23 protein-coding genes are annotated in these 23,447 nt (G+C 71.9%); 17 read left to right on the forward strand and 6 right to left on the reverse strand.

Annotated features, from left to right (window positions below):
- Positions 1 to 7: 7 nt before the first annotated feature.
- On the forward strand, positions 8 to 415 hold the full coding sequence (locus tag BLW85_RS22490) for an SRPBCC family protein (protein WP_074992966.1): 408 nt from the start codon (positions 8 to 10) through the stop codon (positions 413 to 415).
- 38 nt (positions 416 to 453) lie between these two features.
- Here BLW85_RS22490 and BLW85_RS22495 read toward each other — a convergent pair whose 3' ends face one another.
- The 4 genes from BLW85_RS22495 to BLW85_RS22510 all read right to left on the reverse strand — a co-directional run bounded on the left by BLW85_RS22495 (position 454) and on the right by BLW85_RS22510 (position 6,366).
- Complete coding sequence (locus BLW85_RS22495) at positions 454 to 2,004, reverse strand: ABC transporter substrate-binding protein (protein ID WP_074992967.1); 1,551 nt, start codon at positions 2,002 to 2,004, stop codon at positions 454 to 456.
- Positions 2,004 to 4,088 carry a hypothetical protein gene (locus BLW85_RS22500; protein ID WP_074992968.1) on the reverse strand — a complete coding sequence of 695 codons (2,085 nt, stop codon included), beginning with the start codon at positions 4,086 to 4,088 and terminating at the stop codon, positions 2,004 to 2,006. The genes BLW85_RS22495 and BLW85_RS22500 overlap by 1 nt, the downstream gene beginning before the upstream one ends.
- Before the next feature lie 86 nt (positions 4,089 to 4,174).
- Entirely contained in the window at positions 4,175 to 5,581 is a 1,407-nt protein-coding gene (locus tag BLW85_RS22505) for a condensation domain-containing protein (RefSeq protein WP_074992969.1), read from the reverse strand.
- Positions 5,582 to 5,757: 176 nt separating this feature from the next.
- Positions 5,758 to 6,366, reverse strand: a complete 609-nt coding sequence (locus BLW85_RS22510) for a TetR/AcrR family transcriptional regulator (RefSeq protein WP_070025300.1) — start codon at positions 6,364 to 6,366, stop codon at positions 5,758 to 5,760.
- 102 nt (positions 6,367 to 6,468) lie between these two features.
- Here BLW85_RS22510 and BLW85_RS22515 point away from each other — a divergent pair, with 102 nt between their 5' ends.
- The 10 genes from BLW85_RS22515 (at position 6,469) to BLW85_RS22560 (ending at position 15,795) form a co-directional block, all read left to right on the forward strand.
- Positions 6,469 to 8,466 (forward strand): serine/threonine-protein kinase, encoded by a 1,998-nt coding sequence (locus BLW85_RS22515; protein ID WP_074992970.1) that lies wholly within the window; start codon positions 6,469 to 6,471, stop codon positions 8,464 to 8,466.
- A gap of 105 nt (positions 8,467 to 8,571) precedes the next feature.
- Positions 8,572 to 10,023: a menaquinone biosynthesis decarboxylase gene (locus tag BLW85_RS22520; RefSeq protein ID WP_070025302.1), complete on the forward strand. Its 1,452-nt coding sequence runs from the start codon at positions 8,572 to 8,574 to the stop codon at positions 10,021 to 10,023.
- A gap of 14 nt (positions 10,024 to 10,037) precedes the next feature.
- Positions 10,038 to 10,919: a menaquinone biosynthesis prenyltransferase MqnP gene (gene mqnP / locus BLW85_RS22525; protein ID WP_070025360.1), complete on the forward strand. Its 882-nt coding sequence runs from the start codon at positions 10,038 to 10,040 to the stop codon at positions 10,917 to 10,919.
- A 96-nt stretch (positions 10,920 to 11,015) separates the two neighbouring features.
- Entirely contained in the window at positions 11,016 to 11,666 is a 651-nt protein-coding gene (locus tag BLW85_RS22530) for a UbiX family flavin prenyltransferase (RefSeq protein ID WP_074992971.1), read from the forward strand.
- A 50-nt stretch (positions 11,667 to 11,716) separates the two neighbouring features.
- Positions 11,717 to 12,172, forward strand: coding sequence for an Lrp/AsnC family transcriptional regulator (locus BLW85_RS22535; protein WP_070025304.1), 456 nt, complete (start codon positions 11,717 to 11,719; stop codon positions 12,170 to 12,172).
- A gap of 38 nt (positions 12,173 to 12,210) precedes the next feature.
- On the forward strand, positions 12,211 to 13,374 hold the full coding sequence (gene mqnE / locus BLW85_RS22540) for an aminofutalosine synthase MqnE (protein WP_070025305.1): 1,164 nt from the start codon (positions 12,211 to 12,213) through the stop codon (positions 13,372 to 13,374).
- A gap of 96 nt (positions 13,375 to 13,470) precedes the next feature.
- A complete protein-coding gene (locus BLW85_RS22545; RefSeq protein WP_070025306.1) occupies positions 13,471 to 14,121 on the forward strand; it encodes a UdgX family uracil-DNA binding protein in 651 nt (216 codons plus the stop codon).
- A 16-nt stretch (positions 14,122 to 14,137) separates the two neighbouring features.
- On the forward strand, positions 14,138 to 14,662 hold the full coding sequence (locus BLW85_RS22550) for a GNAT family N-acetyltransferase (RefSeq protein ID WP_074992972.1): 525 nt from the start codon (positions 14,138 to 14,140) through the stop codon (positions 14,660 to 14,662).
- An 88-nt stretch (positions 14,663 to 14,750) separates the two neighbouring features.
- On the forward strand, positions 14,751 to 15,050 hold the full coding sequence (locus BLW85_RS22555) for a DUF4229 domain-containing protein (protein WP_070025308.1): 300 nt from the start codon (positions 14,751 to 14,753) through the stop codon (positions 15,048 to 15,050).
- 94 nt (positions 15,051 to 15,144) lie between these two features.
- Complete coding sequence (locus BLW85_RS22560; RefSeq protein ID WP_074992973.1) at positions 15,145 to 15,795, forward strand: TetR/AcrR family transcriptional regulator; 651 nt, start codon at positions 15,145 to 15,147, stop codon at positions 15,793 to 15,795.
- Between the two features lie 34 nt (positions 15,796 to 15,829).
- Here the strand turns inward: BLW85_RS22560 and BLW85_RS22565 are convergent, their stop codons facing one another.
- Positions 15,830 to 16,669, reverse strand: coding sequence for a MaoC family dehydratase (locus BLW85_RS22565; RefSeq protein ID WP_074992974.1), 840 nt, complete (start codon positions 16,667 to 16,669; stop codon positions 15,830 to 15,832).
- Between the two features lie 241 nt (positions 16,670 to 16,910).
- Here BLW85_RS22565 and BLW85_RS22570 point away from each other — a divergent pair, with 241 nt between their 5' ends.
- On the forward strand, positions 16,911 to 18,839 hold the full coding sequence (locus BLW85_RS22570) for an AMP-dependent synthetase/ligase (protein ID WP_074992975.1): 1,929 nt from the start codon (positions 16,911 to 16,913) through the stop codon (positions 18,837 to 18,839).
- 184 nt (positions 18,840 to 19,023) lie between these two features.
- Positions 19,024 to 19,782 (forward strand): G1 family glutamic endopeptidase, encoded by a 759-nt coding sequence (locus BLW85_RS22575; protein WP_070025312.1) that lies wholly within the window; start codon positions 19,024 to 19,026, stop codon positions 19,780 to 19,782.
- A gap of 38 nt (positions 19,783 to 19,820) precedes the next feature.
- Here BLW85_RS22575 and BLW85_RS22580 read toward each other — a convergent pair whose 3' ends face one another.
- On the reverse strand, positions 19,821 to 20,279 hold the full coding sequence (locus BLW85_RS22580; protein ID WP_074992976.1) for an ATP-binding protein: 459 nt from the start codon (positions 20,277 to 20,279) through the stop codon (positions 19,821 to 19,823).
- 106 nt (positions 20,280 to 20,385) lie between these two features.
- On the opposite strand from BLW85_RS22580, the gene BLW85_RS22585 reads away from it, so the two are divergent.
- From BLW85_RS22585 to BLW85_RS22600, 4 genes are all read left to right on the forward strand, one after another.
- Positions 20,386 to 21,249 (forward strand): helix-turn-helix domain-containing protein, encoded by an 864-nt coding sequence (locus BLW85_RS22585; RefSeq protein ID WP_074992977.1) that lies wholly within the window; start codon positions 20,386 to 20,388, stop codon positions 21,247 to 21,249.
- Positions 21,246 to 21,437 carry a DUF397 domain-containing protein gene (locus BLW85_RS22590; RefSeq protein ID WP_074992978.1) on the forward strand — a complete coding sequence of 64 codons (192 nt, stop codon included), beginning with the start codon at positions 21,246 to 21,248 and terminating at the stop codon, positions 21,435 to 21,437. The genes BLW85_RS22585 and BLW85_RS22590 overlap by 4 nt, the downstream gene beginning before the upstream one ends.
- Positions 21,438 to 21,589: 152 nt before the next feature.
- Positions 21,590 to 22,405, forward strand: coding sequence for an ATP-grasp domain-containing protein (locus BLW85_RS22595; protein WP_070025316.1), 816 nt, complete (start codon positions 21,590 to 21,592; stop codon positions 22,403 to 22,405).
- Between the two features lie 114 nt (positions 22,406 to 22,519).
- Positions 22,520 to 23,314 (forward strand): AfsR/SARP family transcriptional regulator, encoded by a 795-nt coding sequence (locus tag BLW85_RS22600; protein WP_070025317.1) that lies wholly within the window; start codon positions 22,520 to 22,522, stop codon positions 23,312 to 23,314.
- Positions 23,315 to 23,447: the final 133 nt, after the last annotated feature.

A 23,447-nucleotide genomic window follows, 5' to 3' on the forward strand; every position in this document is an offset into this window, starting at 1 on the left:
TGGAGTCATGAGCGGTTCCATCGCACAGGGCACCAGTCAGACCCACGGGAACACGCACATACTCCACTTCCTGGTGCGGCTCCCGAGGCCCATGGAAGACGTCTGGACGGCGGTGGCCACCCCCGAGGGGATCGGGGCGTGGTGCACCGCCGTCGACGTTCTCGAACCCCGGCTGGACGGCGCCGTCTCGCTGCGCCGCCTGGGCGCCGGCCGGATCACCGCCTGGGACGTGGACCGGATGGCCGAGTACACGGTCGAGGGCGGCCGGCTCCGCTTCCACCTGGAGCGGGACGGAACGGCGGAGAGCGTGCTGCGCTTCACGCACGAGTTCCAGGGCGAGGGCCCGACGGACATGGACTGGCGCCGTAAATTCGAACAACTGATCGCCCTGCTGGGGACGGACTCCCCGGTCTGACGCAGGTGACGCAGGACACCGGAACGCGGTGCCTGGACTCACTCGGGCTTCAGGCAGCCGCTCTTGTCCAGCGGCTTGCCCTTCGGCCAGGCCAGCTGGACGAACTGGGCCCCGCCCTTGGCCAGCTTCACGATCGGTACGGCCTTGTCATAGGGATTGCCGTGCTTGTTCAGGCAGACCCAGCCGCTCGCGCCGGGCAACTTCAGCGAGCCGACGACACGCGGCCAGACGTCTCCGACGCTCCTGAGGGTGGGGATGTCCCCACCCTGGGGGGTGTCCGCCCGCCGGATGCCCTCCACGGCGAGCCGCACCGCGTCGTAGCCGATGATCAGCTGGCCGTCGTCGAGCGCGACCGGGCCGATCGGCCCCCGCTTGCCGTCGTTCAGCAGCTTCCTGAGGGCGTCGTAGTCGTCCGTGGACCCGCCGGTCTTCGGCGGGTTGTCCACCCAGGCGTCGGGGTGGGCGAGGGAGGTGTAGAGCACGGTCAGGTTCTGCTGCAGGGCCTCCTGGTCCAGGTCCTTGTCGTAGGTGAGGTAGGAGGCCTCGTCGCCGGTGAGGATCTGGAAGGGGTGTTCCTTGCAGCCGCGGTCGCCCAGCACGTTGACGAACTGCTGGAGGTCCGCGTGCCGGCCCGCGAACAGGATGGTGTGGGTGTCCGGGGGCGTGTCGCACACGGTGTGCTTGATGTCCTGGAAGTCGTGCGAGGACTCGGACGGGGTGAAGGGCTGCTCCAGCACCGAGGTGTACGGCGAGCCCTTCAGCAGCGTCCCGAAGGACTGCTTGAGCGAGTTCGTGTAGGGGTCGCCGGGGTCGGCGTACACCAGGATGGCCTTGTTCCCGTTCGGGTTCGCCTTGGCGTAGAAGGCGAGCGCGCGGGCCTCGTCGGCGTTGGTCGGCGCCACCCGGGCGAGACCGCGGAAGGGGTCCGGCTGCTTGCCGGGCTGCCCGTTGGCGAGCGAGTCGGCGGTGATGGAGGAGCCGACCACGGCGATGTCGTGCTCGGTCAGCTCCTTGACGGCGGCCTCGTTGGCATCGGTGCTCTGCCCTATGCCGACCACGGCCCGCAGCCGGTCCCTGCCCCCGGTCATGCCCTCCAGCTGGTGGACCGCCGTCTTCCAGGTGTCCTTGCCGGTACCCGAGTTGGCGAGCACCAGCCGGATCTTCGGGGACTGGTCCCCGGGATCGTGGTTGGCCCGGTACTGCGCGAGATAGGCACCCTGGAGCTGGTGCTCGACGTCGTTCAGATCGGTCGTCTCCTTCGAGCTGAACGGCAGCATCAGCGCCACCGTCACATAGGAGCCCGACTCGGGGCCGCGCAGCGAGTCGTTCTCCTTGCGGATCGACTCCACCACCTTGCTGAACCGCTCCTGCCCGAAGTCGTACGGCCCGGTCGCCACGCCCAGGCACTCCTTGCCGCCCGCCGGGCGCGACACCCCCGGCGCGCACTGGCGGACCTCCCGCATCACGGTGCGCACCCCGAAGACCCCGCCGGCCACCAGCACCACCGCGAGCCCCAGGGACAGATACCGGCGCAGCGGGATCTCCCACACGTGCTCACGGACCCAGCTCCCCATGCCCCCGACCGCCATCAGGCCTCCCCACGCCCGTCGTCCTCGGGATCGTCCGGGCCCTCCAGCGGGCGCCCGGCCAGCGCGGCGGCCGGCCAGTCCCGGGAGGCCCGCCACAGCAGCGCGCCCGCCGCGGGGCGCAGATTGGACAGTTGCTCCAGCTCGAAGCGGAGCCGGTCGCACACCTTCGGATCGGGCAGCACCAGCGGATCGGTCAGCTCCCACACCGCGTGCAGCAGCCGCCGTACCCGCAGGTGCAGTACGGCGTCCGTGTCCCGCGGCACCGCGTACCCGGCGTCCGTGGTCCCGAGCGCGACCGCGGCCCGCCGGTTGCCGCGCCCGCTGAAGTCACGGCCCTCGGCGTCGTGTGCGTGGAAGTAGGGCGCGGACGCGATGAAGCGCAGGGTGCGCAGCCATGCCCGGGGGTCGGCGGTGGCGAAGTCGTCCCGCAGCCGGGCGACCGCCGACTCGGTGTTCCCGAGGGCGAGTTCGTGGTGCAGCCGGTACGGCGCCCGCTCCGGCTCGGTGTAGTGGTCGATCAGCGTCTCGTGCGCGCGGCGCCAGGACGCGTGGTCCGCGTCGCACAGGTGCAGCCGGAGCAGCAGCAGCGCCCGCACGAACGGATCGCCGACGAACTGGCCCGGCACGACGGGCAGTCCCTCCTCGGCGAGCAGCGTCTGGAGCGCCCGGACGTCCGCGGGCCCGAAGGTGTCCGGCAGCAGCGCCGCGGCCAGGGCGCACGCCGAGTCGTGGTCGTGGGCGGCGGCCAGCACGGTCAGCTCCTCCAGGTACTCGGCCGGCACCAGCCGGTCCAGCAGCGCCTGGTGGGCGGGCAGCCCCCGCCGGTCCTCGGCCGGCCGGAACTCCGCGGTGAGCAGCTCGCCCAGCGAGGTCACCCCCGGCAGGTGCTGCGCGGCCGACTCGGCGAGCAGCACCACGCCCAGCGGGTTCCCGCCGGTCAGCCGGTGCGCGGCGGCCGGGAGGTGGGACGGCACGGCGGTGTCCGAGCACAGCGCGCCGACGATGTGCAGCGTGTCGTCGGCGCTCAGCGGGGACAGCGCGACCAGCAGGGCGCGCGAGGAGGGCGCCGAGTCCGGCGCCCACTCGGCACGCCGGGCGACCTCGGCCAGCTTCCGCCGCGTCGCGTTGGGCAGTTCCTCGCGCCCCTCGCCGCGCCGGGCGGTCACGAAGGCGACGCGGTCGCCGATGCCGTCGGCGCGGTCGCGCAGCACGGCCGCGGTCAGCTCGGGGCCCGGTGACGACTGGGCGTTGTCGAGCAGCACCAGGGGCCGGCCGAGGCGCTGCATCTTCGCCATGAACCCGGTGTACGCCTCGGTGAGGTCGGCGAGCAGGGCCCGCACCAGGTACCGCTCCGCGTGCTCGCGGGAGCCGCCGCCGTCCCGGAAGTGCTGGGACAGCAGGATCAGCCCGCGCTGGGAGCTGCCGCCCGCGTTCGGGTAGGACCGGTACCACTGGGACGCCTTCTGCTGCCGGTGGCCGGTGAACCCCTCGGCGACCGATTCCAGGGTGGCCTCGACGGCGCCCGTGACGAACGCGTTCCCGCCGGTGGCGGCCGCGACCACCTTCGCCGCGACCTTGGCCGCCCAGCGTCCGGCGAGCGAACCGAACCGTCCGCCCCGCTCGTTCAGCAGCAGGATGCGCTCGACCTCCCGGCGGATGCGTTCCGAGTCGGCGTCGCCCCAGCCGCCGGCGGCCACCGCGACCAGGCCCGACATCAGCCGCGGGAAGGCGATCCGCCCGGCGCCGGTCACCGGCTCGGCCAGCTGCTCGGCGATCACCAGCAGTGCCATGGCCGAGGCCGACCAGGACTCGGGGGACCGGCCCGCGGGCGGCTCCGCGAACTGGCGGGCCGAGCAGTCGATCAACGCCACCGGCGTGTGCCCCTGGTAGCTGTCCCGCAGCTCGCCCAGCACCGCGCTCTTGCCCAGCCCCCGGGCCCCGGTGAGCACCACGAAGGGCGGCTCTTCCGGGTGCTCCAGAGGGTGGGCGCGATGGTGACCGGGGGCCAGGCCCACCAGACGAGGCGCGAGGCCGGCCGGATCCGCGTCGAACAGGGCCCCCCGCCCGTGCAACCGTGTGTGCACCGCATCTCCCCCTTCAACAACAGTGTAAAAAGGGGCAGTTGATCGACGCCAGGGCCAGAGTTGCCCGTTTGGGTAACGATGTGCGCTCACGACACCGCCGACAGGCGCCCATGGCCCGCCGAGGCGATGTGGTCCCGCAGCCGCTCTACGTAGAGCCGCATGTTCTTCGCCGCCACGTCGGTGTCCGGGTAGCGGCTGGCCACCCAGAGCCCCTCGTGCTGCCGGTTCACCCAGACGCACACCTGGTCGCCGTACGACACCCGCAGCAGGGCGTGCGCCCGCATCTCCCGCCACCGGTCGGCACCGGGCACCGACCGGGTGTCCACATAGGAGACGATCGAGTACAGGTCCGGCGAGGTCGGCCGGAAGTCCGCGCCGAGCAGCGCCAGCACCCGGGCCAGCGGCATCCGGGCCAGCGCCCGGTTGGCGCCCAGCTCCGCCCGTACGGCCCGCAGCGCGTCCGGCAGGCCCCGGGTGCGGCCGACCGGCACCTCGATCGGGGCGCCGCCCACGTACCAGCCCACCGAGTCGGTCCAGCGCGAGCGCACCCGGGTGTGGAAGGGCACCACCGTCCGGTACACCGACTGCCCGCCCAGTTCCTGCACGATCAGCGCGGTCGCCGCCAGCAGCCCGACCAGGGCCCCGCCGTACGGCCGGCAGTACGCCTCGAACGCGGCCGCCGCGTCCGCGTCCGCGAGCGGCTCGCACAGCATCGCCTGCCGGGGCAGCGGCCCGCCGGGCGTCAGGCCGAGGTCCACCGGGAAGCCGGGCAGGGTGCCGCCGCCGCGCCGGATGAACTCCCGCCAGCGCGCCACGATGTCGTGCCCGCCGTCGAGCCGGTCCGCGTCCGCCCGCTCGATCTCGCAGAAGTCCACGTAACTGGCGGCGGGGGTGCGGGGCTCCTCGGTGCGGCCGCCGCGGATGCCCGCGTACAGCTCGCTCACCTCGGCGGCGATCCGGGTCAGCGAGTAGGCGTCCACGTTGCTGTGGTCGAAGGCCATGTACACGCTGGTGGAGTCCTCGCGCACGACGGCCGTGTAGATGAGGTTCGGCCAGCGCAGGGCGTCCGCCACGGCGTCGAAGCGGTCCTGGAGGTGGCGCACGAGCCGGTCGGCGTCGGTGAACTCGCCGATGTCCGCCCTGCTCAGGGACACGTCGGCGGGATCGAGGGTGAACCGGCGCAGTTCCTCGCCCGCCCAGCGGAAACCGCTGCGCAGCGTCTCGTGCCGCAGTGTCCAGGAGCGCAGCGCCGCTTGCAGGGCGTCCAGGTCGACCGGGCCGGGCAGGTCGAACCCGGTGCCCAGCCAGGTCGGCACGAACAGGCCGTCCTCCCGTACGCACTTGGCGGTCCGGATGTGCGACTCCTGGATGTAGGCCGGCGGCCGGGAGTCCTCCGGCAGCCGGGTCGCCGCCGCGACGGTGGCCGGGCTCAGTGTCCACTCGATAAGCCGTCCCGGCCGTACTCCGCAGCGCTGGATGTCAGTGATTCGCACGCGTCTCCCATCGCAGAAGGGGGCCCCTGCTGGATGTGGGGCCCCCGTCAAGGCAATGACGGGGGACGCGCCCGGGACATGCCCGGTGGTGCCATTTCAGCGGAACGGGTGGCAGGGCGAACGGGGAAGTGATTAACCGACGGTGACGGTCGTGGTGCCGCTTCCCGGTCCTCTTCTCAGTCCTCGGCGGTGTCCGCCGCGACCGCCCGCCAGATCCGCTCGGGCAGCAGCACCGCGGCCCGGTCCAGATCGACGTCGCCGACCCCCGACAGCCACCGGCGGGCCACCGCGACCACCGGCCCGAGGATCAGGGACTCGATCAACGGCGCTGGCAGCGGAGCCAGTTCGCCCCGCTCGACATACCCCTCGATCCACTGCCCGAGCGGCGAGATCCGCGCCTCCTGGGTGTCGCGCAGCCGCCGCCCGTCGGCCATGCCCCGCCGGTCCGCGGACGCGGAGTGCAGCAGCAGTGCCGCCGCCCGCTGCTCCTGTACGAAGTTCACATAGGCCCTGACCAGGGCCCGGATGCCGGTACGCGCCGTGCGGGTGTGCGCCACCGCGGCGGCCAGTTCGCCCAGCAGCCGCCCGAGCCACCGGTCCACCAGCGCGTTCACCAGGCCGTCGATGCTGCCGAAGTGGTGGTAGAGGCTGCCGAGGCTGACGCCGCTCGCCCGGGTGATCGCGGCAACCGTCAGCCCCTGTTCGCCCGTCTCCGCGTACACGCGCAGAGCGGTGTCCAGGAGCTGTTCGACGGTGGTCTCGCCACGCTGCTGCTTGGGGCTCATTGAAATGCTTTTCTAGAAGGATATTTTGGTTTGCCGGGTGGGGACGCTCACACTGGTGTCTCGCACGGGTGTCCCATCCTCACATCCCGCAGGGGGAGACGGTTGAACGGGGAACACAACGGGGTCGAGCCGCTCGAAGCGGGCGACCCCCGGCGCATCGGGCCCGTCCCGCTGGTCGGACGGCTCGGTTCGGGCGGCATGGGACGGGTCTACCTCGGCGTGCACGAGGGCCGGTACGCCGCGGTCAAGCAGGTGCTGCCCTCCGTGGTCGGCGAGGACAAGGACTTCGTCCGCCGCTTCGGGCACGAGCTGGACAACCTCGCCCGGCTGCCCGCCGGCGCCACGGCCCGCCTGCTGGTCGGCGACCGGGACGCCCGGCCGCCGTGGTTCGCCACCGCGTACGTCCCCGGACTGACCCTCCGCGAGGCCGTCGAGGCGCACGGCGCAGCGCTGCCCGCGCCCTCGCTGTGGCTGCTGCTCGGACAGGCGGCGGCGGACCTGGCGGCGGTGCACGACCTGGAGATGGTGCACCGGGACGTCAAGCCGTCCAATGTGATGCTGACCGTCGACGGCGTCACCCTGATCGACTTCGGTGTCGCCCGCGCGGCCGATCAGAGCCAGCTGACCCGGACCGGCGTGGTGGTCGGCACCCCGGCCTACATGTCACCCGAACAGGCGTCGGGCGTGCGGCCGTTGACCAGTGCGGTGGACGTGTTCGCGCTGGGCTCGGTGGTGGCGTACGCGGGCAGCGGGCGCCCGCCGTTCGGCGACGAGTCCGGGCACGCGGTGCTGTACCGGATCGTGCACGAGCAGCCGGATCTGACGGAACTGCGGGCGGCCGACGCGGAGTTGGCCGAGGTGGTCGCGTCCTGCCTGGACAAGGACCCGGCGAACCGGCCCACGGCGGCGGAGCTGGTGGAACGGGCGGCGGGCCGGGCGCCGGCCGGTCCGCCCGCGGAGCCGCTGTGGCCCGCCCCGATCGCCGAGATCCTCGCGGCACGGGCGGAGTTCGCGGAACGGGTCCCGGAGGTGGTGCCGGAACCGGAGGAGGCGCGGGCCACGGGGGGCGGGCCGCGGACCACGGAGGGCGGACCGGGCGCCGGGGAGGGACCGGGCGCGGGGGAGGAGCCCGCGCGCCCGCCGGTGCGCGGCGGCGGGGACCGGGGGGAGAAGCCCGAACGGCGCCGCCGCACAAGGGTGCTGCTGACCCTCGTCCCGGTCGTGGTCGTCGTCGGCGCGGCCACACTGGTCGTCCAGCTGGCGCCGTACGTCACCGGGAACGGACCCCGCCACGACGGCGCCGCGGGCACCCCGGTCCCGTCCCTCGCCGCGACGTCCGGCCCCGCGTCGGGCAGCCCTTCCGGCAGCCCCTTCGGGAGCCCGAAGCCCGGCGGGAAGGGCTCGGCGTCCCCGGCGGACGCCAGGAAACCCGGCAAGGGCGACGGGACGGACGGCAAGGCGCCGGGCGACCCGGGCCCGGGCGGCGGGTCGGGCTCCGGGTCCGGCGGCGGCTCCGGTGCCTCGGGCGGGAGCGGGGGGAGCGGTGGAAGCGGTTCCGGCGGCTCGGGCGGTGGCGGCACCACCGGGGGATCGCACTCCGGGTCCGGGTCCGGTTCGGGGTCCGGGTCCGGTTCGGGGTCCGGGTCCGGCTCGGGCTCCGGGTCCGGTTCTGGCGGCGGCTCCACGGGCGGATCGACCACCACCGGCGGCGGTTCCACCGGCGGTTCCGGCGGCGGCACCGGCTCCGTCCACCTCCGGAACGCCGAGAACGGCAAGTGCCTCACCCAGGTCTACGGCGCCGTCGGCTTCGGCGGCTGCTCCGACTCCGCCGCCCGCTGGACCTTCCGCAGCGCGTCCGGCGGCACGGTGAAGATCGTCAACGTCTCCACGGGTGCCTGCCTCAGCTCCAGCATGAAGGGCCAGAACGCCGCCGTCGCCGACTGCGGCAGCATCAGCTCCGCCATCCTGTGGCACACCGGCTCCGGCAACACCCTGAGCACGGCCTTCGACGGCGGCTGCCTCGCCCTCTCCTTCGGCGGCAACGTCTCCACCCAGACCTGCCGGCCGGGCACGGCCGCGCAGAACTGGGCGCGGACCTGACAGGCCCTCCCGGACACCGGCCGACGGCCGCCACCGGGCGCCCGGGAACGGCTCGGCCGGGCCCGGTGGCCGGGCCCGGGAGGCGGGTGGCCGATACTGGGACGCATGGCTTACGACGATCTTCGCTCCCTGCTCCGGGCCCTGGAGCGCGAGGGAGACCTCAAGCGCATCAAGGCCGAGGTGGACCCCTACCTGGAAGTCGGGGAGATCGTCGACCGGGTGCAGAAGGCCGGCGGCCCGGCGCTGCTCTTCGAGAACGTCAAGGGCTCGGCGATGCCGCTGGCCATGAACGTCTTCGGCACCGACCGCCGGCTGCTGAAGGCGCTGGGCCTGAAGTCGTACGGCGAGATCTCCGAGAAGATCGGCGGGCTGCTGCGGCCCGAGCTGCCGCACGGCTTCATCGGCGTCCGCGAGGCGTTCGGCAAGCTCGGCGCGATGGCGCACGTGCCGCCCCGGAAGGTCAAGGAAGCCCCGGTGCAGGAGGTCGTGCTGCGGGGCGACGACGTCGACCTCGACCGCCTCCCCGCCCTGTTCACCTGGCCCAAGGACGGCGGCTCCTTCTTCAACCTGGGCCTGACCCACACCAAGGACCCCGAGACCGGCGTCCGCAACCTGGGCCTTTACCGGCTCCAGCGCCACGACCGGCGCACCATCGGCATGCACTGGCAGATCCACAAGGACAGCCGCAACCACTACCAGGTGGCCGCGCGCCGGGGCGAGCGCCTGCCGGTCGCCATCGCCTTCGGCTGTCCGCCGGCCGTCACCTACGCCTCCACCGCCCCGCTCCCCGGCGACATCGACGAGTACCTGTTCGCCGGGTTCCTCGCGGGCAAGCGGATCGAGATGGTCGACTGCCAGACCGTGCCGCTCCAGGTCCCGGCCCAGGCCGAGGTCGTCCTGGAGGGCTGGCTGGAGCCGGGCGAGATGCTGCCCGAGGGCCCCTTCGGCGACCACACCGGCTTCTACACCCCGCAGGAACCCTTCCCCGCGCTGAAGATCGACTGTGTGACGATGCGCAGGCGCCCGCTGCTCCAGTCGATCGTGGTGGGCCGGCCGCCGACCGAGGACGGCCCCCTCGGCCGCGCCACGGAACGCTTCTTCCTGCCGCTGCTGAAGATCATCGTCCCGGACATCGTGGACTACCACCTGCCCGAGGCCGGCGGCTTCCACAACTGCGCGATCGTCTCGATCGACAAGAAGTACCCGAAGCACGCGCAGAAGGTGATGCACGCGATCTGGGGGGCGCACATGATGTCGCTCACCAAGCTGATCGTGGTCGTGGACGCCGACTGCGACGTCCACGATCTGCACGAGGTCGCCTGGCGCGCCCTCGGCAACACCGACTACGCCCGTGACCTCACGGTCGTGGAAGGCCCCGTCGACCATCTCGACCACGCCTCCTACCAGCAGTTCTGGGGCGGCAAGGCCGGGATCGACGCCACGCGGAAGTGGCCGGAGGAGGGCTACACGCGCGACGGCGGGTGGCCGGACATGGTCCTGTCGGACCCGGATACGGCGGCCCTGGTGGACCGCCGCTGGAAGGAGTACGGCCTGTGAGCACGGCCGCCGCCATGCCCCGGCCGGGGCGCACCAAGGCGTTCCTGCGCCTGGTGATGATCGAGCACTCGGTCTTCGCGCTGCCCTTCGCGTACATCGCCTCGCTGACGGCGATGTACGAGTGGGACGAGAACATCCACTGGGGCCGGCTGCTGCTGGTCACGGTGTGCATGGTCGGTCTGCGCACGTTCGCGATGGCCGTCAACCGGATCATCGACCGCGAGATCGACGCCCGTAACCCGCGCACCGCCCACCGCGAGCTGGTGACGGGCGCGATGTCGGTGCGGCACGCCTGGACGGGCGCGCTGGTCGCCCTGGTGATCTTCCTGGGCGCGGCGGCGCTGCTGAACCCGCTGTGCCTGGCGCTGGCCCCGGTCGCGGTGATCCCGATGGTGGTCTACCCCTACGGGAAGCGCTTCACCAACTTCCCGCAGGCCATCCTGGGGCTGGCGCAGGCCATGGGCCCGATCGGCGGCTGGCTCGCCATCTCCGGCACCTGGTCCTGGGACGCGGTGGTCCTCGGTCTCGCGGTCGGCATCTGGATCGGCGGCTTCGACCTGATCTACGCCTGCCAGGACGTGGAGACGGACCGCGCCATCGGCGTGAAGTCGGTTCCGGCCCGCTTCGGCATCCCGGCCGCGATCCGGGGCGCCCGCGTCTGCCACGCGATCACCACCGCGCTCTTCGTCTGGTACGCCCTCGCCACCCACGCCGGCCCCTTCTTCTGGCTCGGCCTGGTGATCGTCGCCGGTGCGTTCCTCTACGAGCACTCCATCGTCCGCCCGAACGACCTCTCCCGCCTCAACCGGGCGTTCTTCAGCGTCAACGGTTTCATCGGCATCGCCCTTTTCGTGTGTGCCCTGCTGGACCTGCTGGTCCGGGGGCTGACCGTCTGAGCCCGGGGGCGGGTCCCGGGTCTTGCCCCCACCCGGCCTGAGCCCGGGTGGGCGCGCCGGTACGCTCAAGGTGTGAACGCAGGAGAAACGCGGCGCGTGCCTTGGATCGTGGGGGTGTCCGGAGCTTCCGGGACTCCCTATGCGGCTGCCGTGCTGCGGGGGCTGCTGGGGGCGGGGGAGGCGGTGGACCTGGTGGTCAGCCGGGCCTCCCGGCTGACGCTGCTGGACGAGACGGGGATCTCGTTCCGGGACGCCCACTGGCAGGACGACCTGCGGGAATGGCTGGCCCGGGGCGCCGACGGCAAGCCCGGGACCTTCGATGTGGACCTCTCCGGGGTGCGGTACTGGAACGCGGGCGACCTCGCGGCGGGACCGTCCTCCGGCTCGTACCCGGCGAAGGGCATGCTGATCGTGCCCGCCTCCACGGCGTGCGTGGCCGGTGTCGCGCTCGGGCTGTCCAAGGACCTGCTCCAGCGCACCGCGAGCGTCACGTTGAAGGAACGCCGGACCCTCGTCGTCGCCGTGCGGGAGACCCCCCTGAACGGCCAGACCCTGCGGCACCTCGTCGCCCTGGACGACGCCGGCGCCTCGGTCGTCCCCGCCTCGCCCGCCTTCTACGCGGGCGCCACCCACATCCAGGACCTGGTGGACTTCGTCGCCGGGCGGGTGCTGGACGCGGCGGGTGTCGAACACGGCCTGTACCGGCGCTGGCGCGGCGAGCTGGGCTCCGGTACGACCCAGCAGTAGCGCTCTACCCCTCATCACTCGAGAACTCTTCAGCGGAAGGCTTCGATCGCATGGACGCGGTGGACAGGCAGCTCATCCAGGCCCTGAGGGAGAACGGCCGGGCCTCATACGCGGAGCTGGGACGCCTCGTCGGGCTGTCGGGCCCCAGCGTCACCGACCGCATCAACCGGCTGGAGGCGGCCGGGGTCATCACCGGTTACCGTGCCACGGTCGACTCGGCCTCCCTCGGCCTCGGTGTCACCGCCCTGATCGGCATCTCGCTGTCCGACGCCGCCGACCACGAGGACGTGGCGCAGCGGCTGCGGGACCTCAAGGAGATCGAGGACTGCTGGTTCATCGCCGGCGACGACTCCTTCATGCTCAAGGCGCGGGCGACCGACGTGGACGGCCTGGAGCGGATCATCCGCCGGCTCAGCGGCACCAAGGGCGTGTCCCGCACCCGTACGACGATCGTGCTCTCCACCAAGTGGGAGAACCGGGTCGGGGAGCTGCCGGAAGAGGTCTAGGGATACCGTAGGCCGGACTGTCGTAGAAAGGTGTTGGCATGGACGTCGGGCTCAAGCGCGAGCTGGAGGAGAAGGTCCGTTCCGGTGAGCGGCTGACCCGCGAGGACGGCATCGCGCTGTACGAGTCGGACGATCTGGCCTGGCTCGGCGGCCTGGCGCACGAGGTGCGCACGCGCAAGAACGGCGACGTCGTGCACTTCAACGTCAACCGGCACCTGAACATGACGAACGTGTGCACGGCCTCCTGCGCGTACTGCTCCTTCCAGCGCAAGCCGGGGGAGAAGGACGCGTACACGATGCGCATCGAGGAGGCCGTCAGGCTCGCGAAGGCGATGGAGACGGAGAACCTCACCGAGCTGCACATCGTCAACGGGCTGCACCCGAACCTGCCGTGGCGCTACTACCCGCGGTCGCTGCGCGAGCTGAAGGCGGCCCTGCCGAACGTCTCGCTGAAGGCGTTCACGGCGACGGAGATCCACCACTTCGAGACGATCTCCGGGCTGTCCGCGTCGGAGATCCTGGACGAGCTGATCGACGCGGGTCTGGAGTCCCTCACCGGTGGCGGTGCGGAGATCTTCGACTGGGAGGTCCGTCAGCACATCGTGGACCACAAGACCCACTGGGAGGACTGGTCCCGCATCCACCGGCTGGCGCACGAGAAGGGTCTGAAGACCCCGGCCACCATGCTCTACGGCCACATCGAGGAGCCGCGCCACCGCGTCGACCACGTGCTGCGGCTGCGCGAGCTGCAGGACGAGACGGGCGGCTTCCAGGTCTTCATCCCGCTGCGCTACCAGCACGACTTCGTGGACATGAAGGACGGCAAGATCCGCAACCGCCTCCAGGCGCGGACGACGATGGCGACGGGCGCGGAGGCGCTGAAGACCTTCGCGGTCTCCCGGCTGCTGTTCGACAACGTCCCGCACGTCAAGGTCTTCTGGGTCATGCACGGCGTCCAGACCGCGCAGCTGGCCCTCCAGCACGGCGCGGACGACATGGACGGCTCGGTCGTCGAGTACAAGATCACCCATGACGCGGACAACTACGGCACCCCGAACAAGCTGACCCGCGAGGACCTGCTGGACCTCATCCGCGACGCCGGCTTCCGCCCGGTGGAGCGCAACACGCGCTACGAGATCATCCGCGAGTACGACCCCGCGGACCCGGCCCGCCGGGACGCCCCGCAGCCGATGCGCGTCTGACCCTCTTCCCCGCCCACCCGCCTTTGCCGGCGGGTGGGTGCCCGTCCGGGCCTCCGCCCCCTGTTCACCGCTCCCGCCCCCGGGTACCCGGCGGCCATGGCCGGCACGGACGCGCCCGAGGACGCCTACACCGCCGAGCCCTTCCTGCCCGAGCGCGGCGGGCTGGAGGCGCTGCGGGAGGCGGCGGCCGGATGCCGGGGGTGTCCGCTGCACCTGCACGCGAGCCGGACGGTCTTCGGCGAGGGGAGCGCGGACGCCCGGCTGATGCTCGTGGGGGAGCAGCCCGGCGATCAGGAGGACCGGAAGGGGAAGCCCTTCGTCGGCCCCGCGGGCCACCTCCTGGACAGGGCGCTGGAGGAAGCCGGCCTGGACCCCGCGGACGCGTACGTCACCAACGCGGTCAAGCACTTCAAGTTCACGCGGACCGAACCGCGCAAGCGCAGGATCCACCGCGCTCCCACGCTCAGGGAGATGACGGCCTGCGCCCCATGGCTGGAAAGGGAGCTGGCGCTGGTCGAGCCCGAGCTGATCGTCGTCCTGGGCGCCACCGCCGGCAAGGCCCTCCTCGGCTCCTCCTTCCGGGTCGGCCGGGTGCGCGGGACCGTCCTGGAGGAAGAGGTCCACGGCCACCGCGAGCGGCTGGTCCCCACCGTCCACCCCTCCTCCGTCCTGCGCGCCGAGGACCGCGACACGGCCTACCGGGGCTTCCTCGCCGACCTGAAAGTGGCTGCGCGCGCCCTCGGGTAATGGATACGATCCCCTCGTGGTCCTTACCTGCACGCTGGAACCCCCCGTCACCCCCGCCCTCCGCGACAGCATCCTCGACCTGTGGACGGACGTCTCCAACGCGGGCGGCGCCGTCGGCTTCGTGCCGCCGGTCACCCGTGAGCGGGTCCGCCCGGAGCTGGTGCGCCACTTCGTGCAGATGGCCGAGGGCCGCACCCGCCTCCTCGTGGGCCACGACGAGCACGGCGACCTGGCCGCCGCCGCCTTCCTCGCCCGCTCCGCCGACCCCCTGTCGGCCCACACGCTGGGGCTGTACTCCGTGATGGTGCACCCCAAGCACCAGGGCAGGGGCTACGGCCGCGCCCTGATGACCGCGGCCGAGAGGGCGGCCCGCGCCACGGACGGCATCGAGGCGGTACGGCTGTCCTGCCGCGGCGGCCACGGACTGGAGCGGTTCTACTCCTCTCTCGGCTACCGGGAGGTCGGCCGCGTCCCCGGCGCCGTACGGGTCGCGCCGGGCGACGACCGCGACGAGATCATCATGGTGCTGCCGCTCCGCTGACCCGCTCCGCTGACCCCGCTGCATGATCGCCCGCGAGACGTGCTTCACTGGACGATGACCCCTTTTGGATTCGGACGAGTGGATTGAGATGCTCCGCTACACGCTGATGCGCCTCGGTATCTTCGTGGGCTGCCTCCTGGTCGTCTGGGGAGCCGTCTACGCCGGCATCTTCCCGCGCGGTCTGGGCAGCTCCAACGGGCTGTGGATCCTGCTGCTCGCCCTGGTCGTCTCGGCGCCGATCAGCTGGGTGGCGCTGCGGAGGGAGCGGGACCGGGCCTCGATGCACATCGTCGGCCGGGTCGACCGGATGAAGGCGAACCTGGAGGCGAACCGCACCCAGGAGGACATCGCCGACGACGCCTCGCGCGCCCAGAGCCAGGTGTCGTAGCGCCGGTCCCGGCCGGTCGCGGATCACGCTCCGCCCCGGACCGGGATCGTCGAAGATCACCTGAGCCCGTCACGGGCGCCTTACGCTTGCCCTCATGGGTGCCGTCAAGACCAAACGGATGCCGAGGGCGGAGCGCGAGCGGCAGATGCTCGACGCCGCCGTCCAGATCATCGGCCGGCACGGCTACACGGCCGCGTCGATGGACGACATCGCCGAACTGGCGGGTGTCTCCAAGCCGTTGGTCTACCTGTACCTCAATTCCAAGGACGACCTCTTCACCGCCTGCATCCGCCGTGAGGCCGCCGCCCTCACCCGGGCGGTGCGCGCGGCGGCGCGTCCGGACCTGCCGGCGGAACGCCAACTCTGGGACGGCGTGCGGGCGTTCTTCACCTACACCGCCGAGCACCCCGACGGCTGGACCGTCCTCCACCTCCAAGCCCGCACCCACGGCCCGAAGTTCGCCGCCGAGGCCGATGCGATGCGCGCGGAGATGGTCACCTTCGTCACCCGGCTGATCGCGTCCGCCGCCCGCGAGTCCCACCTCGCCCGCGACCTGCCGGAGCACGAGGTCGCCGGCCTCGCCATGGCCCTGATCGGCTCGGCGGAATCCCTGGCCGACTGGGCCAACACCACCGACGGCGTCACCGCCGCGCAGGCCTCCGGCACGCTGATGAACTTCGCCTGGTCGGGCCTGGGCGACCTCATGGCGGGCCATCGCTGGAGCGCGCCGGACGAGTCGTCCTGATCGCCGTACGGCTCCGTCTTCGCCGGGTGGCCGCCTACGCCGCCCCGCCCGCCCTCCCCGACAGGTGCAACCGCCCCCGCTCGTCCCGCAGTTCGAACCGGTCGCCCTCCGCGCCGTAGCGCACCGTCCCCGGCAGCGGCACCGGGGAGCGGAAGCGCACGTCGGCCGTGTGCACGTCGCCGTACGCGGCGAGGCACCGCGCGGCGGTCCACATGCCGTGGGCGATCGCGCGCGGGAAGCCGAACAGGCGGGCGGTGAGCGGGTGCAGGTGGATGGGGTTGCGGTCGCCGGACAGGGCGGCGTAGGCGCGGCCCAGGCCGGCCGGGAGCGGCCATTCGGCCAGGACCGGCAGGGGGGCGGGGTCCGGGGGCCCGGCGGGCGCGGGGCCGTGGGCCGTGCGGTGGCGGGCCAGGTAGGTGCTGCGGGACTCCCAGACCAGGTCCCCGTCCAGCCGGGCTTCCGTCACCACCGTGGCCTGCGTGCCCCGGTGGTGCGGGGACAAGCCGTCGACCCGGACGCCGAGTTCGTACGCGGCGGTGGCCGGCAGCGCGGCGTGGCGGGTCAGGGTGATCGAGGTGTGGACCAGGCCCAGCAGTGGCAGCGGGAAGTCCCGCGCGCTCAGCAGACGCATGGTCAGGGGGAAGGCCAGGAGGTGGGGATAGGGGAGGGGGAGGTGTCCGGCCGGTGGCGGGAAGCCGCAGAGGCGGTGGTAGGACGACAGCCGGGACGCGTCGGCGCGGACGTCCCGCAGGACCAGGCGGGTGCGCGGGTACGACGCCCCCGGGGACGGGCGCTTCACCGGGGACCGCAGCGCGCCCCGCGTCAGCGACCGCGCCAGGGACGGTGCCTTGCCGAGGACGACGGCCGTCGTCATCAAACCCCCCCGGGGATGGGAACGAATTCCTTACCGGACAGTAAGGTTACCGTAGGTAAGTTGTGCTGGGCCAGTGAGCGGAGGTTGCACATCCCCGTCCCCGGACCATTCCCGAAGCCGCACGAAGCCCTCACAACGGGCCCGTACGATCACTCGCCTGACCGGCGGTAACCACCCTCAGCTCGTTCGCCGCGCGCTCCGCCGCCGGTGAACGCCTCGCAGCCCGTCCGAGGAGCCGCCCGTGTCCACGCCGTCCACCGCCAACACCCCCGTCTCCGCCGTCGACTACGACGGGCGGCCGGTGCTCGTCGCCCCCGAGACGCGGCGGCTCGACGGGTCCGTGCGGGAAGCGGTCGTGCCGCCCTTCGCCGCGCCGGTGCAGCGCGGCTCCCTCGCCGACCTGCCGTTCGACAACGCGGCCGCCGACCCGGGCGCCGTCGTGCTCAGCCGCAGGCTCCCCGAGGGCCGCTGGACCGACCTCACCGCGGCCCGCTTCGCCGCCGAGGTGCTCGCGACCGCCAAGGGGCTGATCGCCGAGGGGCTCGCGCCCGGCGACCGCATCGCCATCATGGCCCGCACGACGTACGAGTGGACGCTCCTCGACTTCGCCGCCTGGGCCGCCGGGCTCGTCACCGTCCCCGTCTACCCCACCTCCTCCGTCTTCCAGACCCGCTGGATCCTGCACGACTCCGGCGCCGTCGCCCTCGTCACCGAGACCGCCCGGCAGGCCTCCGCCCTCGGCCCCGAACTCCAGCACCTGCCCGACCTCAAGCATCTGTGGGTCATGGAGAAGGGGCATGTGGAGCGGCTTTCCGACGCCGGGGTCCGGGTCCCGGAGGCGGAGGTCGGCGTGCGCCGGGGCATGCTCGGGCCGGACACCCTCGCCACCCTCGTCTACACCTCCGGCACCACCGGCCGCCCCAAGGGCTGCGCGCTCACCCACGGCAACTTCTTCGCCGAGGTCGACAACGCCGTCGAACTGCTCTACCCCGTCTTCAAGCAGAAGGACGACGACCCCTCCGTCCTGCTCTTCCTGCCCCTGTCGCACGTCTTCGGGCGCATGGTGGCCATCGCCTGCCTGCGCGCCCGCGTCCGCCTCGGGCACGCGCCCAGCCTCAAGGCGGACGACCTGCTGCCCGACCTCGCCGCCTTCCGGCCCACCTGCCTGCTGACCATCCCCTACATGCTGGAGAAGGTCTTCAACTCGGCCCGCGCCAAGGCCGAGTCCGGTGGGCGCGCCGCCGTCTTCGACCGGGCCGCCGCCGTGGCCCGCCGCTACGGCGAGGCGCTCCAGGCCCGGCAGAGCGGCAGCGGCGAGGGGCCCGGCCGCGCGCTGCGAACCCAGCGCGGTTTCTACGACCCGCTCGTCTACCGCCGCATCCGGGGCGCCATGGGCGGCCGGGTCCGGCACGTCATCTGCGGCGGCTCCCCGCTCGGCCGCCCCCTCGCCGCCTTCTACGCGGGCGCCGGGATCGAGATCTACGAGGGGTACGGCCTCACCGAGACGACCGGCGCCACCACCGTCACCCCGCCGCTCAAGCCCCGCCTCGGCACGGTGGGCTGGCCGCTGCCCGGCACACGCGTGCGGATCGCCGCCGACGGGGAGATCCTCGTCTCCGGCGACCACGTGCTGCGCGGGTACTGGGACCCGCAGGCCGGCGGAGTCGTCCCCGCGACCCGCGACGGCTGGCTGCACACCGGGGACCTCGGCCGGCTGGACGACGAGGGCTACCTGACCATCACCGGCCGCAAGAAGGAACTCCTCATCACGGCGGGCGGCAAGTCGGTGGCGCCCGCGCCGCTGGAGAACTGGCTGCGCCAGCACCCGCTGATCTCCCAGGCGATGCTGGTCGGCGACGGCCGCCCGTACGTCGCCGCGCTGCTCACCCTCGACACCGAGGGCATCACCCACTGGCGCCGGATGAACGGCAAGCACCCCGTACCGGCGGAACTCATCGCCGACGACCCGGAGTTGCTGGCGGTCCTGCAACGGGCCGTGGACGACGCCAACCGGCTGGTCTCCCGCCCCGAGTCCATCCGCCGCTTCACCGTCCTCCCGGTCGACTTCACGGAGGAGGCCGGTCAGCTGACCCCCTCCATGAAGCTCCGGCGCGAGCAGATCCTGCGGGACTTCGAGCGCGAGGTGGCGGGCCTGTATGCCGGGGCCTGAGCCGGAATCTCCGCCAACGCTCCTTTTATCGCGCGTACTTGGCAGGACCTTTGCTGTGTATTGCCGGCAGCCGGTTGCCGGGGGCCAGTCCGTTGACTGCACACTGACAACAACGGGCGCACGTTCACCCCCACTGGTGGCCACCAGCTACGTCTGCACCGCGAGTTCCGCGAGAAGGAGCAGCATGTCTGCCACGATCCGCCTCACCGCCGCCACAGCCGTAGCCGCAGCCGTTCTGTCCGCGCTGGCGACCTCCCCCGCGGCCGCCGCCGCCCCGGCCCTGCGCATGACCCCGGTCAGCGGTCACCTCACCAGCCACCACCTGGTCGGTGGCATCAGGAACAGCACCAGCTCCAACTGGGCCGGTTACGCCGCGACCGGCACGACGTTCACCAGCGTCTCCGCGAGCTGGGTGCAGCCGGCGGTCAGTTGCACGAGCGCTACCACGTACTCCTCGTTCTGGGTCGGCATCGACGGCGACGGCAGCAACTCCGTGGAGCAGACGGGCACCGAGGCGGACTGCTCCAGCGGCCGGGCGGTCTACTCGTCCTGGTACGAGATGTACCCGGCGTACCCCGTCAACTACAGCAACACGGTGAGCGCCGGCGACCACTTCACGGCCACGGTCAGCAGAAGCGGCAGCACGTACACGCTCACCCTGTCGGACACCACCAAGGGGTGGACGAAGACCACCACCAAGACGCAGAGCGGTCTGTCCAACGCCTCGGCCGAGGTGATCGCCGAGGCGCCGTCCAGCTCCACCGGTGTGCTGCCGCTGTCGAACTTCGGCACCGCGAACTTCACCAGCGCCACCGCCAACGGCCAGGCGATAGGCAACTTCTCGCCCGACAAGATCAACATGGCGTCGGGCAGCACCACCAAGGCGACCACCTCCTCGCTGAGCGGCGGGGAGAGCTTCTCGGTCACCTACAACCACAGCTGAGCCGGCCACCGGCCGATCCGGCGGGGCGGTCCCGGGCGCTACGGCGTTCCGGGGCCGCCCCGCTTTCCCGTGCCGGGCCACAGCGGGATCTCGGCCCACACCGTCTTGCCGACGACCCGCTCCTCGACGCCCCACTTGCGCGACAGCGCCTCCACGAGGATCAGTCCCCGGCCGTGCTCGTCCTGCGGCGCCCCGCGCAGCATCTGCAGACGGCGTTCCCCCCGCGCGTCGCTCACCTCGATGCGCAGCGCGTCCGCCTCGGGCGGCAGCGTCAGCCTCAGCTCGAAGTCCCGGCCGGGCACCCGGCCGTGGGTGACGGCGTTGGTCGCCAGCTCGGAGACGAGGAGCTGGGCGGTCTCGTTCGGATCGCTCCCGTAGGGGTATCCCCAACTCGCGAGCGAGGAGGCGGTGAGCCGCCGGGCCAGCCGGGCGCCGCGGGGGGTGGCGCTGAGCCGCTGGACCAACTCTTTCAGGGGGGTGGAGATTTGCGGATTCACATCACTGAGCGTGGCCGGTTCTCCCTACGCTGACCAGGAGAAACCCGGCGACTGTGCGTAGTCGTACGGGTGCGGTCGGGTTGCCGTACGAGCGTCGGAGGGTGATGTGGCGGAGGAGCGGGAGCGGAGGCCGGAGACGCCGGCGGAGGCGAACGGGGCGGTGGCGGTCTTCGTCCTCCTGGGCAAGCAGTTGAAGTTGCTGCGGGAGCGGGCAGGACTCAGTCAACGGGAGTTCGGAGCGTTGGTGGGCTACGGCCCCGACCAGATCTCCGCCATGGAGAGGGGAGTGCGCACACCAAGGCCGGAGTTCCTGATCAAGGCGGACGAAATCTTGAACGCCAGCGAGATGCTGGTCGCAGTCATCCCCGACGTGGAGGAGGCGATGAGCCGCGCACGGACACGTCATCCCGAGTGGTACCGGGATCACGCCGCTACGGAGGCGGAGGCGGAGGAACTGCACCATTACTGCAACCACGTCATGCACGGCCTGCTCCAGACCGAGGCCCACGCGCGGGTCCTGTTCGCCAAGCGACGGCCGTTCCTCAGCGACGAGACCATCGAGAAGCGGGTGGCTGATCGGCTTTCGCGTCAACAAGTCTTCGAACGCTGGCCCGCGCCCGTCGTGAGTTACATCCTCGAAGAGGTGGTACTCGACCGGCCGATCGGAGGGCCGAGGGTTCATGCGGACCAACTGCGACGTCTGCTGACGCTCGGGGACAGGCAGAACGTCGAGATCCAGGTGATGCCGACCAAGGTCGAGGAACACCCCAACCTGGACAGCGCGTTCAATCTCCTGGTGCCGAAAGGCCACGCGCAGGTGGCGTACCTGGAAGCGCAGGGGCACCCGCAGCTGATTACCGACCGAGACGAGGTCCGGAAGATCGCAGACCGCTATGGGATCATGCGCGCGATGGCGCTGAGCCCCATGGAGTCCCGCGCTCTGATCGCGCAGAAGCTGGAGGAGCTATGAGTACCGAGGACCTGGCCTGGTTCAAGTCCAGCTACAGCAGCGGTGAGGGCGGTGATTGCGTCGAGGTCGCCGAACACCCCACCGCCATCCACATCCGCGACTCGAAACGCCCTGCCGCCCCCCACCTCACCGTCACCCCCGCCACCTGGGCCGCCTTTCTCGCGGCTGCCCGAGTCGCGGCAAGGTGAGCGATTGGCGGGCCCGCGCGGCAGCGGACCCGGTACCGTACGGGACGTTCCGCTCGCAACCAAATGCCGGGGAACCGTCCGGGACCGGATCGGTAACGCCCGCTCGTAGCCTGCCTTTCCACCCTCGCCGACTTCGTCATCCGAGCAGAGGTATGAAAGAAGACAACGACGTCAGCCGGATCTTCCTGCTGAACCCGGATCCGCGCCTCCTGGACGAGGCGCACCGGGCCGGCGTACAAGTGCGCTCGGCCCGGGTCGAGGCGCACGACGAGTCCGTGCTGCGGCCCCTCCTGAAGGAGGCCGCGGCGGCCGGACTCTTCGTCAACCCCGCGCGCGCCCTGCGGCTGCTGGCCGACCCCGACGCCGTACAGCGGCTGGTACGGGACAACCGGCTGTCGCCGGACGCCGGAGCGGTGTCCGGCGCGCCCCGGCTGACCGTGGAGACGCTCAGCGTGCACGGGATGCACCAGACCGTGGGGATCACCGCCCGCATGCCGTACGGCCTGCTCCACCCGGCCCCCCTGACGGAGGACACCGCGGCGGAGGTGCGGGCCGTGGTGACCGCGCTGCTGGACCTGACCGGATACCAGTACGGTCCCGCGCACACCGGGGTCACGCTGACCCGCCAGGGACCGGTGATCACCGGGTGCCGGGCGGGCCTCGCGGACGAACCCGTGCCCGAACTGCTCAAGGTGGCCGGGGGCTTCGACCTGGCCGCCGGAGCCGTACGGGTGCTGGCCGGAAAGCTCGTGGAGGCCGCACGCCCGTGCCGGTTCGCCGCCGCGGCCGAACTGAGCCGGCCCTGGCGGCTGGGCGCCGGGGAGGTGGGAACGGTTCCGGATGTGCGGGTCGTGTCGACGTCCGGGTCCCGCGGCCCCGGGCACTTCGTGGTGCACGCCGACTCCCCGGAAGGCGCGGCGCAGCGGGTGACCTCGCTGAGTGCGCTGGTCGCGGGGGAGGCGAGCTGATCCGGAGAACCGGGAACGGATCGGTAACGAAACGGTAGAGGCCCGTCCCATCGTTGATACGTCGCCGGAAGAAGGACGACGACGCCCGCGACGTCAACAGGAGGCGGAGTCAGGATGCTGAAGTTCTCGATTCTCGGGGCACTGCAGGTCCGCACCGTGTCCGGCCCTGCGGAGATCTCCGGCGACCTGCAACGAACCCTCGTGCAGACGCTGCTGGTCAGCGAGGGACAGCCGGTGTCCGGTGAGGGGCTGGTCGAGGAGATGTGGGGTGAGGCCGTACCCGACAACCAGGCCAACGCCCTCCAGGCGCATGTGAGCCGACTGCGAAGGAAGCTGAAAGCCCTGGAACCGGGGCGTCCGGTATCTCGAGTGACGATTCATCCCTCCGGATACCGGCTCACCGTGGAGGAGGGAGAACTGGACGCGGCCGAGTTCGTACGGACCGTGCGCGAAGCGGAATCGTGCTCGGCGTACGACGCGGAAGGCACCGCCCGGATGCTCGGACAGGCCCTCTCGCTGTGGCGCGGACCGGTCTTCGGAGGGTTCCCCGGAGGCACCCTCTGCCAGTTGGCCGGCGCCCGGTACGAGGAGTACCGGATGCGGGCCATGGAACTGCGATTCGACGCGGAACTGCGGCTCGGACGGCATGCGGCCGTCCTCGCCGAACTGGCCGAGGCCCACTCCAACCACCCGCTGCGGGAGCGTTTCTGCGAGCAGCTGATGGTCGCCCTGTACTGCTCGGGACGGCAGGCCGACGCCCTCGACGTGTACCGCCGGATGCGCCGCCAGCTCGACGAGGAACTCGGCATCCAGCCCTCGCCCGCGCTGCGCCGCGTGGAGAGCGCGATACTCCGTCATGATCCCGCTCTGGTCGGTGATGCGCGTTCCACCCTCCTCCAGATCGCCTGAGGTGGTTAGCCTGTTCGCCAGGACCGAGGAAGACCCCAGGTAGCCGGAAACGCTCCCTCCGTGCTGCTCGTTCGGGTACAACCTAGGGTGGACCCGAACAACTCGGGCCGGGCGTGCGCGGCGGGGCGGAGGG

The organism is Streptomyces misionensis (assembly GCF_900104815.1).
In the GTDB taxonomy this organism is placed as follows: domain Bacteria; phylum Actinomycetota; class Actinomycetes; order Streptomycetales; family Streptomycetaceae; genus Streptomyces; species Streptomyces misionensis.